Origin of the sequence: Coprococcus intestinihominis (assembly GCF_040096555.1) — a bacterium.
GTDB lineage: Bacteria > Bacillota > Clostridia > Lachnospirales > Lachnospiraceae > Coprococcus_A > Coprococcus_A intestinihominis.
Genome location: NZ_JBBMEK010000077.1, coordinates 1 through 12,674, shown reverse-complemented (window position 1 = coordinate 12,674; position 12,674 = coordinate 1). Strand labels below are relative to the sequence as shown.

Sequence of the window (12,674 nt, the reverse complement as noted above, 5' to 3'; positions counted from 1 at the left end):
TACAGACCTGGCAATGGTGAACCGAGACAGATCCCGATTGTACAGTCCACCACTTTCAAGTACGATACAAGTGAAGACATGGGTAAGTTATTTGATTTGGAGGCATCCGGTTATTTTTACACAAGGCTTCAGAATCCGACCAATGATTATGTTGCAGCCAAGATTGCAGACATGGAAGGCGGTACAGCAGCAATGCTGACATCTTCAGGACAGGCAGCTAACTTCTTTGCCCTGTTCAATATCTGTCAGGCGGGTGATCATATCGTATCATCTTCATCCATTTACGGCGGTACATTCAATCTGATTTCCGTGACAATGGCGAAGATGGGCATTGAGGCAACATTTGTTTCTCCGGATTGCACAGAAGAAGAGCTGAATGCGGCATTCAAAGAGAATACAAAGGCTGTTTTCGGCGAAACCATCGCCAACCCGGCACTGACTGTTCTTGATATTGAGAAGTTTGCGAAGGCAGCCCATGCCCATCATGTGCCGCTGATCGTGGACAATACATTTCCGACACCGGTCAACTGCCGTCCGATTGAATGGGGCGCAGATATTGTAACACATTCCACGACGAAGTACATGGACGGCCATGGTGCAGCTGTGGGCGGTGCTATTGTTGACAGCGGTAATTTTGACTGGATGGCCAATGCTGAGAAGTTCCCGGGACTTTGTACACCGGATGATTCTTATCATGGCATCACCTATGCTGAGAAGTTCGGTAAAGAGGGCGCTTTTATCACAAAGTGTACAGCACAGCTCATGAGAGATCTTGGATGCATCCAGTCTCCGCAGCATGCATTTATCCTGAATCTCGGTTTGGAATCCCTGCATGTGCGTATGCCGCGTCATGTGGAGAATGGTCAGGCTGTGGCCGAATTCCTTGAGAAGCAGCCGCAGGTGGCTTATGTGAATTATCCGGGTCTTGAGAGTGATAAATACCACGAACGTGCTATGAAGTATATGCCAAAGGGCGGCTGTGGTGTTGTTTCCTTTGAGTTAAAGGGCGGCCGTAAAGCAGCAGAGACATTTATGAAGCATCTGAAACTGGCAGCTATTGAGACACATGTGGCTGATGCCAGAACATGCTGTCTGAATCCTGCAACATCCACGCATCGTCAGATGAGTGATGAGCAGTTAGCGGCAGCAGGTGTACCGGCAGGCCTTGTGCGTATTTCATGCGGTCTTGAGGATAAAGAAGACCTCATCGCAGACCTTGCGCAGGCACTGGCTCAGATTGAAGAATAAGAGTAGTTAGAGAGAAAGAGGCAGGAGCTGCCCTGATGAATAACCATATTACGATTCAGAGGCAGCTCTTATGCTGTTTATTTAGGGAAAATAGAAGTATGAATAGAGAAAATTTTCAGTCCCGATTGGGATTTATTCTGGTAAGCGCGGGCTGTGCCATCGGTATTGGCAATGTGTGGCGCTTCCCATATGTGGCAGGACAAAACGGCGGTGGTGTTTTCGTCTTGTTTTACCTGATATTCCTGCTTTGCATGGGTGTGCCGGTTTTGACGATGGAATTGGCAGTAGGACGTGCAGGTAAGAAGAGTGCAGTCCAGGCCTATAAAGCACTGGAGAAAGATGGCCAGAAATGGCATATTCACGGTTGGTTTTGTATGATCGGCTGCTTGCTGTTGATGATGTATTATACAACCGTTTCAGGATGGATGCTGAGTTACTTTGTCAAATTCATAACCGGCAGTTTCAAAAGCGGAATGGATGCCGATGCTGTAGGCGGTGCCTTTTCAAACCTGTTGGCAAATCCTGTTGAAATGGCAGTATTCATGGCGATTACAGTCGTTGCAGGATTTATTGTTTGCAGTTTTGGTCTGCAGAATGGTCTTGAGAGAATTTCCAAGATCATGATGTCAGCCCTCCTTGTACTGATCATCGTGCTGGCAGTACACAGCCTGGTGCTTCCGGGTTCCGGTGAAGGTTTGCGTTTTTATCTTTTGCCGGATTTTAAGCGTGCAGCGGATGTAGGAATCGGCAAAGTGATCACAGCAGCCATGAATCAGGCTTTCTTCACCCTGAGTCTTGGTATCGGTGCCATGGAGATTTTCGGCAGTTATATGCCAAACGGCAGAACCCTCACCGGAGAATCTGTGAGAATTTGCGGACTTGATACCTTTGTTGCATTGATGTCAGGTCTGATTATTTTCCCGGCATGTTTCTCATTTGGGATTCAACCGGATGCAGGTCCGTCACTGATCTTTGTGACATTGCCGAATGTCTTTGTGAATATGGCGGGCGGCCGTCTGTGGGGAACATTATTTTTCCTGTTTATGACCTTTGCCAGCTTTTCGACGGTCATTGCTGTATTTGAGAACCTGATCGCAGGATGCATTGACAACTTTGGCTGGAGCCGTAAAAAGGCCGTTCTTTTTAATGGAATTCTTATTCTGATCGCCAGTCTGCCTTGTGTATTCGGCTATAATATCTGGAGCGACCTGCATTTGATCGGGGGAAGAGATGTTTTGGATACAGAGGATTTTCTTGTCAGCAATATTTTGCTGCCGGGTGGTTCACTGGTCTACTTATTGTTCTGTGTGAGCAGACGCGGATGGGGATTTGACAATTATCTTGAAGAAGTGAATCGGGGAAAAGGGATGAAAATGTCGGGCAAATTGAAGTGGTATTTTATGACATTGCTGCCGATCCTGATCCTGATTATCTTAATTCAGGGACTGATATAGAAATTCTGTGTCGGTGCATCTGCCAGATGAGAGATGTGCCATTGCTGATGCAGCATTTATAAAAAGAAAAGTGCCTCTCGGGACACTGTAAATTTTGAAAATGTTTGTCGGCTGTGAAATTCAGCAGCTACGATATTTTCAGAAAATGCAGTTTTCCCGGGAGGCATTTGTATGTAATGGTTGTATTTTCACCGCAGTATTCACCATCCGCATGAACGGTCAGGGGACTGGAAAGATGCAGCGTGCATTCTTTAAATGGAATGCAGTCAAAGACTCTGATATATTTCTGCTTGCCTGCAACGAGAAATGGCAGCAGGAAAAATGTCAGCCATTTGGGTACATCGTGGGCCATGGCAAGGCACAGCATCCCATCATCAGGGACAGCATCCGGTGCCATAGGTACACCGCCGCCTTCGATCCGCAGATTCATACCGGCGGAAAAGATCATATGGCTGACATGCATTGCTTCGCCATGATTAAAAACAATGTCGGCATCGCAGGTGGTCATGGAGAACAAAGACTCAATTGTCAGCAGAAGATAGGTCAGCTTCCCGAGATGCAGTTGGTTCAGAAACTTCTTAAGCCTGGAATGCAGCGCCTTCTTGCAGACAATAGCATCCAGGCCGGCACCGGAGCTGATGGCAAAATATTTCGGTGTATCCAATGCTTCGCAGGAGACTTCACCCAGGTCAATGGCAGTGCCTTCTGAGGCTGATTCAATCAAATCCAGCATTTGTTCCAGATTGGACAGCGTGTCTTTGGAAATACCCATGCCTCTGGCAAAATCATTGCCGGAACCGATAGGAAGAATACCCAGTACAATGCGTGAAAAATCGGTGATTCCGTTAATCACTTCGTTTAAAGTGCCGTCACCGCCCACGGTGATCAGATAAATCCTGTCCTCGGGAAGAGAAGAAATCTTCCGTGCCAGATTGGTGGCATGACCGGCGTATCTGGTCTGAAAAGCCTTGTATTCTATGCTTCGATTTTCTAATATTTCTTTCATTTCCATCCAGATGGCACGGCTTTTGCCGGTTCTGGCTGTAATGTTCACGATAAAATAAATCATTATATCCCTCGAATCCATTCATGGATGAACTTATATGAAATCGCATGTAAAGTTCCGTATGGATTTATTGTATCAAATTCTGGGGCACCTGAATAGTCGTATTTTGTGGGTTTTTGTTGACTTAAGACACCAACGGAAGGATAAAGCTGCTCCAGATCCAGCTGAAAGGCATGATCAGGATCATAGCAGGAATCATATCCGCTGTTGGAAAGTTTGTTACTTTGTTCATACGGAAACCGGCTGCCAGCATGAAAAATCCACCCACAGCTTTGAAATCATTGATCATCGCAGGGGTTGTCAGAGGATAGATGACACCGGCCAGAAGAAATAATGTCATAAACAGGATAAACTGCGGAATCGCGATCAATGAAACAACACTGCCAAGGGTACAGGAGAAGATAATGGCTGTGAATAAATCAAGGATAGATTTTGCAATCATAATGCTGTGATCACCGGTCATGCCAGAGACAATAGAGCCATAGATGCCTGTACCGCTGGCAACAAAAATGACGATGATGGTAATCAGTGTTTCCGTAAATTCCTTTCTATCAAGAGCAGAAGGACTGCTTTTGACAATTCTGGAAGACGCTTTTTCCATCATCAGGGCGCCTGCACGGATTTTATCCCCTAAATGAATGGCCAGACCGATGCCGGTTCCGAGGATAAGTGCAAAAATAACCGCAGGCATATTTTCCATAAGGACAATTGAGCTGATACCCATTCCCATGGAGCAAAGTCCGAAAATCATATTCAGGTTGGTGATGATACGTTCGCTGATAAAATTTCGGGCGAAAAGGCCGATAAAGCCACCCACGAAGATGCATAATGCGTTGATGATGATACCTATGGGCATTGATAAAAACCTTCTTTCTAAAAAAATACTGGTATAGTTTAGCACATTTTCAGGAAAACAGTAAAGAAAAAATGTTTGGGTTCCTACAATTTTGTAAGTTGTCTTTTGTTTTAGGCGCTGTATAATAAAATTATAAATTTGCAGGCAGTAAAAGCAATATTTCGGAATAGAGGGAAATGCAGCGAAATGGACAAATTATTACTATTAGAAGATGATTTGAGCCTGATCACCGGACTTACTTATGCGTTAAAAAAGCAGGGTTTTGAGGTAGATGTGGCCAGAACGTTAAGTGAGGCAGATGCAAACTGGGCAGATGGAAAGTATGCACTGCTGATTCTTGATGTAACCCTGCCGGACGGCACAGGATTCGATTTTTGCCGGAAAGTGCGGCAGTGTTCAAAGGTGCCGATTATTTTTCTGACAGCCATGGATGAAGAAACCAATGTGATGATGGGGCTGGATATGGGCGGAGATGATTATATCACCAAGCCTTTTAAGTTGGGAATTTTGATATCAAGAGTCAATGCACTTCTTCGCAGAAGTAAAAATTTCGGTCAGGAAGCGACAGGGCTTGATTCAAATGGCATCAAGGTATGTTTGCTTCAGGGGCAGGTTTATAAGAATGGTCAACTGCTGGTGTTAACAGCAGCGGAATATAAGATGCTCTGTTATTTTATGAAGAATGCAAATGTGGTTTTGACAAAAGAGCAGATTTTGAAGCAGCTGTGGGATTGCGACGGCAATTATATCGATAATAATACATTGACGGTCTATATCCGCAGACTGCGTATGAAGATTGAAGATGATCCGGGAAGGCCGGAGAGGATTGTTACTGTGCGGGGCATGGGATATAAATGGCAGGTGAATTTTTAAGAGATAAGATGAAAATATTAGCGAATCGTGATATCAAACAATTATTTTGCAGGATTGCCGGGATTTGCCTGTTTTTCTGGCTGCTGACAGAAGGTATTGTCTGGCATGTGTGTCATCAGATCCGACTGATCGGAGGAATTGCCGTTTTATTTGCCCTGATGTTTGGAATGATAGCAGAGACCTGCTGGACTTATTTCAGCAGGCAGAATCGACTGATGGAAGAAGCAACGGCCAAGGTGCAGGCTTTTCTTGACGGAGATACGGATGTGAGGATCGCCTGTGATGAGGAAGGCGAAATTTACAGATTATTTCATGTTGTCAATACATTGGCAGCAGGTTTAAATGCCCAGCTTTCAAAGAAAAATCAGGAAAAAGAATTTCTGAAGGATACGATTTCCGATATATCCCATCAGTTGAAAACACCGCTGGCTGCATTGAATATTTATAACGGACTCATGCAGGATGGAACAGAGAACATGGCTGATATTCAGACATTTGTCGCGTTATCAGAAAAAGAACTGGATCGAATGGAGATGCTAGTCCAGAATCTGCTGAAAATAACAAAACTGGATGTCGGCTCTATTGTTTTTGAAAGGCATATGGAAAGTGTATCAGAGATGATGGAAGAGAGCAGAGAACATTTCAGATATCGGGCCAAGCAGGAACAAAAGCATCTGATTTATTCCGGAGATGAAGATGTCCGGCTTCTTTGTGATCGCAGCTGGCTTATGGAAGCCATTGACAATCTAGTGAAAAATGCCCTGGACCATACCAAAGAGGAAGACACTGTCAGTGTCACATGGCAGCAGTTTTCGTCGGTTGTCCAGATTAGGGTCATGGATAACGGGAGCGGTATCCATCCGGAGGATCTGTATCATATATTCAAGCGGTTTTATCGCAGCCGTTTTTCCAAAGACACCCAGGGACTCGGACTTGGTCTGCCTCTGGCAAAGTCTATTATCGAAGCCCATGGCGGTACCATCGAAGTGGATAGTACGCTGGGACAGAGGACAAGCTTTACGATTAATTTTATTATAATTGGCACATAAGTCGAGGTACGCTTTGATGTTGTGTGCCTTCGGAGCGCGTTGAATTCTGACAAAATTGTCGTCCGGCTGTCATATTGCTGTAAGGCAGGAATGGTATTCTTTTTTACAGATTAAAGAAAAGAGGTAAAACATATGGATTTATTGGAAGTAAAAGATATTTGCAAAACTTACGGTAATGGAGAGACAGCGGTACAGGCTTTGAAACATGTCAGTTTTTCTGTACCGAAAGGAGAATTTGTGGCGGTTGTAGGTGAATCCGGATCCGGCAAAAGTACTTTGCTCAACACATTAGGGGCATTGGATACTCCGACTTCCGGGAAAGTTTACATTGATGGCAAAGACATTTTTGCCATGAAAGAAAAGCAGCTGACGGTTTTCAGACGCCGGAATATCGGGTTTATTTTTCAGGCTTTTAATCTAATCCCGGAACTGACGGTGGAGCAGAACATGATGTTTCCGGTGCTCCTGGATTATCAGAAACCCAACAAAAAATATTTAGAGGAATTGCTGACGGTCCTGAATCTGAAGGAGCGTAGAAACCATCTGCCGAATCAGTTGTCAGGCGGTCAGCAGCAGCGTGTGGCCATCGGCCGTGCATTGCTTACAAGACCTTCTCTGATACTTGCGGATGAGCCTACAGGCAATCTTGACTCAAAAAACAGCAGTGAAGTCATTGCTCTGCTGCATGAGGCGTCAAAGAAGTATGCCCAGACGATTATTATGATCACACACAGCCAGAGTATTGCCCAGACTGCGGACAGGGTATTAAAGGTATCCGATGGTGTACTGACAGATCTCGGGAGGTGTCAGGCATGAGAAGTTATTTGAGTTTAATTTCCATTTCTGCAAAAGTAAGAAAAAAACAAAGCCGCATGACGGTACTGTGCATTGTGATCGCGGTCTTTCTGGTAACAATAGTGTTCAGTATGACTGATATGCTCATGAGGGCAGAATTGTCCCATCAGGTTGATAAAAACGGCAGCTGGCATTTGATGTTTGAGGATATTTCAGATTTGACAGCATCAGATATTGCATCTAGGCTGGATGTGGCGGCGGCCGGGTGGTCTTCTGCGTTTAATGTGAATGCAGAGCAGGACTATGAAATCGGAGATGTAAAAGCTGCACTGTATGGTACAGATGCAGCTTATATTGAACAGTTGATGGAGGGACTGAAGGAAGGAAAGTTTCCTTCCACAGATCATGAGGTGCTGCTCAGCACCAATGCCAGAGATTATCTGGATCTGAAAATCGGTGACACGGTTGTGCTGCATACGCCTGCAGGTGCGTCAGAGTATACCGTTTCCGGTTTCGGCGGAGATGATGAAGCCTATTATGAGGGGCAGTTTTATCTGGTCGGTGTTTATATGACAAGAGAAGCATTTCAATCTGTAATGGAAGAAAACGGAGTGAATCAGATTTCTTCAAGTTTTTATGTTCAGTTTCAAAGTGCTTCAAAGGCTGATCGGGCCAGAACGGAAATAAAAGAACAGTATCAGCTGTCTGCTGGTCAGATTGGAGAAAACACCGCGGTTATGGGCATGTCGGGGGCCAGCAGCAATGAATCCATGATGGGTATTTACGGGATTGCCGTGGTTTTATTTGTTCTTGTGCTGATGGCGGGAGTATTAATGATCTCAGGAAGTATGAACAGTAATATCAGCCAGAGAATGAATTTTTTTGGCATGCTGCGGTGCATCGGTGCGAGCAAAAAGCAGATTATGCGGATTGTCCGTCTGGAGGCATTAAACTGGTGTAAAATCGGCATCCCTGTCGGTGTGATTCTGGGTACAGCCATTAATGATGTTTTGTGTATTGTTTTAAAATATGGTGTCGGCGGCGAGTTTGCGGGAATGCCGGTATTTGCCATCAGTAAAGTAGGTATCATCAGCGGTATAGTTGTCGGATTGATCACGGTTCTCCTGGCTGCCCAGTCCCCTGCAAGAAAAGCCTCGAAAGTCTCACCGGCGGCTGCGGTATCCGGTGATTTGGAAAGTAATATAAAGGCCGGACATGCAGCAGGAAAAATATATACGAGGATAGAAACATCTCTGGGTATCCATCATGCTGTATCGAATAAAAAGAACTGGTTTCTTATGACGGGATCCTTTGCCTTGAGTATTGTTGTATTCTTATGTTTTTCAGTGGGAATGGATCTGGCGCATGCCCTGCTGCCGTCACTGCGGGCCTGGCAGCCGGACTGTACCATCAACGGGTATGCCAATGCTGACAATATCGATCCGTCTATGAAAGAAAAAATCAATGGAATTCCAGGTGTAGAACAGGTTTTTGGTGATGCCTATGCCAGTGATGTTCCGGCAGTTTCTTCAGAAACATCAGTGGACCGGGTCAATATCGTGTCTTACGATGATTACATGATTAAAATGGCTTGGAAATCTGTGGTAAAGGGCGATATTTCTGAAATTGGTGCTGATAACGGGAAAGTTATGACGATATGTAATAAGAATAATCCGCTCCATGCGGGGGATACCATTGAGATCAATGGCACGGAAGTGGAAGTTGCATGTGAACTTTCTGATGGCCTTTTTTCAGATGATTGTATCATTGTATGTTCCGAGGATACATTTGAAAAATTAGTAGGAGAACAGGACTATTTCCTGCTGGGGGTAAAGCTGTCAAAGGACGCAGATCAGGCAACCATCAGACAGATTAGTGCGTTGGTCGGAGAGAATCAGATTTTTACAGATAATCGCAAGAGCAACCAGGAAACAAATGCGACGTATATGATGACAAGAATTGTCGGATACAGCTTCTTAATGATCCTTGCCATGATCACGGTTTTCTATATTATGAACAGCATTTCCATGAGTGTGTCGGCCAGAATCCGTCAGTATGGCTATATGCGGGCAATCGGAATGGACAGAAACCAGTTGAAAAAAATGATCTCTGCGGAAGCTTTTACCTATGCCGTTTCGGGACTGATCGTAGGATGTGCCGTTGGACTGCCAATCAGCAGGGCTATGTATGTGACCTTGATCACCAGACACTTCGGCAATGTATGGCAGATGCCGGTACAGCTTTTGGCAGTCATCGTCGTATTTGTCATGGATTCGGCGGCAGCGGCGGTGTGGAAACCGGCAAAGCGGATATCAGAGATGGCGATCACAGAGACGATCAATGAGTTGTAGGTGAATCGTTGCTATGGTATTGCATTTTATAAAAAGCTCCGCTTGACAAGAAAAAAATAATACTCACACAAGCCTGTTCGCGCGCTGTGTAAATATTACACGGCTCGTGGGCGGGATTTTTAAAGTGAGTCGATTTTTGTCGGAATTATTATAGTTTATCGACCATATCTTTGCTTGTACCTCAGCGTATAATCAGCTAAAATTAGTTTTAGGAAAATGATGAAACGATATAAATTAGAAGCGCTGAGTAAAGGTGGGAATTTGTTTGAATTTGGGAATAGAGACAGAAACATCGGAATTTAAGCGTTAAATAATTGGTAAAATAGTTATATAGTATTTGATTGGTCAGACAGTGTCTGACCAATTTTTTTGCCACAATTTTTAACACACTCCGCACCTTTTTGTTAAGTTGGGTTGGTCGTATATGCTCCATCTCCGTGTTATAATGTGTTAAAAATCATAGCAAAGGTGGGAAATGTATGGACAATACAAGGAGAATATATTTGGACAATATTCGATGGATAACTGTTGTGATTGTGGTGATTTATCATATCATTTATATGTTTAACGGGGTGCAGCCTTTTGGGGTGATCGGACCTTTTAAGAAGCATCAGCTGCAGGATGCTTTTCAATATGTGGTTTATCCCTGGTTTATGGCGCTGTTATTTGTTGTGTCCGGGATGAGCGCCAGATATTATCTGGAGAAACACGACACGAAAACATTTGTTAGGGAAAAAACCCGAAAACTGCTGGTTCCTTCAACCATCGGTCTGCTTGTTTTTCAGTGGATTTTAGGGTATTATAATACGAAAATCAACGGGGCACTTGATCAGCTTTCAGCAATGCCGAAGCCGGTTTTGTATGGGTTGTTTGCATTGTCAGGGACAGGCGTTTTATGGTACATACAGATGTTGTGGCTATTTTCGATGCTGCTTTTGCTTGTGCATCGAATTGAGAAGGATCGGATATGGAATGAGGGGGCAAAGGTGCCTGTCCGGATGCTTGCATTGATGGTTATTTTGACATATGGTGCAGCACAAATTTTGAATACACCGGTAGTCACCGTTTACAGATTTGGAATTTATGGTTTTTGCTTTTTTGTCGGGTATTTTATTTTTTCTCACGATGTGGTGATTGATCGATTGAGCCGGTATTGGATAGTATTTGGAGCTGCTGCAGTTTGTATGGGAATATATTATACGGTACATTTCTTTGGCGAAAATTATGCAGTTGAACCGGTGGTGAATCATATGACAGCAAGTTTGTATTGCTGGTTTGCAATTCTTGCAATTTTGGCATTTATGAAAAAATATGGTGATCGTTCTGATCAGTTGACAAAATGGATGACGAAGAAATCCTGGGGACTGTATGTTTTTCACTATTTGCCTTTGGCAATAGCAGCGTATTATTTGAATCGATATGCATCAAATCTGCCGAGTGGGTTGGTATATATGTTGGTGGGTGTTAGTGCATTCGGAGGCGCATTTGTTTTAGATGCGCTAATCAGCAGGATTCCGATTATCCGATGGTGTGTTCTTGGCATAAAGAAGGAGAAGAAGGATGTTTAAAGATAATTTGATTTCAATGAGGAAAATCCATGGTTATTCACAGGACGAACTGGCGGATAAAATAGGCGTATCCAGGCAGACATTGTCAAAATACGAGACAGGAGAATCACTGCCTGATATTGAGAGATGCAGGCTGCTGGCGGATGTTTTTGGGGTTACCATGGATGACCTGGTGAATTATGATAAAAGTGACAGTGCGAATCTGGGGATGGAAGTGCCACCAAAGGGAAAACATATTTTTGGTATGGTGAAGGTTGGCGATAAGGGACAGATTGTAATTCCGGCTAAGGCCAGGAAAATATTCGATATTCATTGTGGTGATAATCTGATCATTCTGGGAGATGAAGGACAGGGGCTTGCTGTCATTAAAGAAACGGCATTGTTGGATATGCTGAAGAAGCGCGATGAATAAGAGATAGCTTGTCAATCCTCCAAAAACATACTACAATAAAGTGGACGTGAAATGAAAAGTGATGGATGAGGAGGATGACAAAGTGAAATTAATTTCCTGGAATGTGAATGGCCTTCGTGCAGTTGTGGGTAAAGGCTTTGTAGATATTTTTAATGCGTTGGATGCGGATGTTTTCTGTCTTCAGGAGACGAAGCTGCAGGCAGGACAGATTGAACTTGATCTGCCGGGATATGAGCAGTATTGGAATTATGCGGAAAGAAAAGGGTATTCCGGAACAGCAGTATTTACCCGTATCAAGCCTTTAAATGTGACTTATGGTATGGGCATCGAGGCGCATGATACAGAAGGACGTATGATTACATTAGAATATGAGACATTTTATCTTATCAATGTGTATACACCGAATTCTAAGGATGAGCTAGCTAGACTTCCATATCGAATGGAATGGGAAGATGATGTGAGAGCGTATCTCAAAAAACTTGAGCAGACAAAACCGGTTGTTCTTTGTGGTGATCTGAATGTGGCACATGAAGAAATCGATCTTAAGAACCCAAAGACCAACCGCAAGAATGCCGGATTTTCAGATGAGGAGCGTGCCAAGATGACGGAACTACTTTCTGCGGGATTTATTGACACCTTCCGATATTTTTATCCGGATAAAACCGGTGAATATTCCTGGTGGTCGTATCGTTTTAATGCACGTAAGAATAATGCCGGATGGCGCATTGACTATTTTATTGTCTCAGAGGCATTAAAAGATCGTCTGGTATCGGCATCCATTCACCAGGAGATATTCGGTTCGGATCATTGTCCGGTTGAGTTGGAGTTGAAGGAATAGATTTTAACAAAAGTTAGCAAGAATTCTCCTTACTCTACAGGTGGGAGATGAATTGCAGAAAAAAGAAAATAGAACGCTTGTTCTGTGGTGCGAAGTGTGGTATACTATAATCAGTCGAAAGGATAGAAAGGACTGATTATATGGACAAAATGGATCATAATGCA

The 12,674-nt window shown here is 43.9% G+C and carries 11 protein-coding genes; 9 read left to right on the top strand and 2 right to left on the bottom strand.

Annotated features, from left to right (window positions below; all coding sequences use genetic code 11):
* Positions 1-1,248: O-acetylhomoserine aminocarboxypropyltransferase/cysteine synthase family protein (locus WMO25_RS07785; protein WP_349084843.1), on the top strand; the 1,248-nt coding region annotated here is incomplete at its 5' end.
* A 98-nt stretch (positions 1,249-1,346) separates the two neighbouring features.
* Positions 1,347-2,702, top strand: coding sequence for a sodium-dependent transporter (locus tag WMO25_RS07780; protein WP_349084842.1), 1,356 nt, complete (start codon positions 1,347-1,349; stop codon positions 2,700-2,702).
* A gap of 127 nt (positions 2,703-2,829) precedes the next feature.
* Here the strand turns inward: WMO25_RS07780 and WMO25_RS07775 are convergent, their stop codons facing one another.
* Complete coding sequence (locus WMO25_RS07775) at positions 2,830-3,771, bottom strand: diacylglycerol/lipid kinase family protein (protein WP_349084841.1); 942 nt, start codon at positions 3,769-3,771, stop codon at positions 2,830-2,832.
* A gap of 121 nt (positions 3,772-3,892) precedes the next feature.
* Positions 3,893-4,624 carry a DUF554 domain-containing protein gene (locus WMO25_RS07770; protein ID WP_015514615.1) on the bottom strand — a complete coding sequence of 244 codons (732 nt, stop codon included), beginning with the start codon at positions 4,622-4,624 and terminating at the stop codon, positions 3,893-3,895.
* A gap of 186 nt (positions 4,625-4,810) precedes the next feature.
* Here WMO25_RS07770 and WMO25_RS07765 point away from each other — a divergent pair, with 186 nt between their 5' ends.
* The 7 genes from WMO25_RS07765 to WMO25_RS07735 all read left to right on the top strand — a co-directional run bounded on the left by WMO25_RS07765 (position 4,811) and on the right by WMO25_RS07735 (position 12,510).
* The gene (locus tag WMO25_RS07765; RefSeq protein ID WP_349084840.1) at positions 4,811-5,497 is read left to right on the top strand and encodes a response regulator transcription factor; all 687 of its coding nucleotides are present in this window, start codon (positions 4,811-4,813) and stop codon (positions 5,495-5,497) included.
* Between the two features lie 8 nt (positions 5,498-5,505).
* Entirely contained in the window at positions 5,506-6,546 is a 1,041-nt protein-coding gene (locus WMO25_RS07760; protein WP_349084839.1) for a HAMP domain-containing sensor histidine kinase, read from the top strand.
* A 132-nt stretch (positions 6,547-6,678) separates the two neighbouring features.
* Positions 6,679-7,362 carry an ABC transporter ATP-binding protein gene (locus WMO25_RS07755; RefSeq protein WP_227081658.1) on the top strand — a complete coding sequence of 228 codons (684 nt, stop codon included), beginning with the start codon at positions 6,679-6,681 and terminating at the stop codon, positions 7,360-7,362.
* Positions 7,359-9,692 carry an ABC transporter permease gene (locus WMO25_RS07750; RefSeq protein ID WP_349084837.1) on the top strand — a complete coding sequence of 778 codons (2,334 nt, stop codon included), beginning with the start codon at positions 7,359-7,361 and terminating at the stop codon, positions 9,690-9,692. Before WMO25_RS07755 ends, WMO25_RS07750 begins: the two co-directional genes overlap by 4 nt.
* A gap of 479 nt (positions 9,693-10,171) precedes the next feature.
* Positions 10,172-11,260: an acyltransferase family protein gene (locus WMO25_RS07745; protein WP_349084836.1), complete on the top strand. Its 1,089-nt coding sequence runs from the start codon at positions 10,172-10,174 to the stop codon at positions 11,258-11,260.
* Positions 11,253-11,672 (top strand): helix-turn-helix domain-containing protein, encoded by a 420-nt coding sequence (locus WMO25_RS07740; protein WP_256167866.1) that lies wholly within the window; start codon positions 11,253-11,255, stop codon positions 11,670-11,672. The genes WMO25_RS07745 and WMO25_RS07740 overlap by 8 nt, the downstream gene beginning before the upstream one ends.
* 61 nt (positions 11,673-11,733) lie before the next feature.
* A complete protein-coding gene (locus tag WMO25_RS07735; RefSeq protein WP_284703414.1) occupies positions 11,734-12,510 on the top strand; it encodes an exodeoxyribonuclease III in 777 nt (258 codons plus the stop codon).
* Positions 12,511-12,674 lie beyond the last annotated feature (164 nt).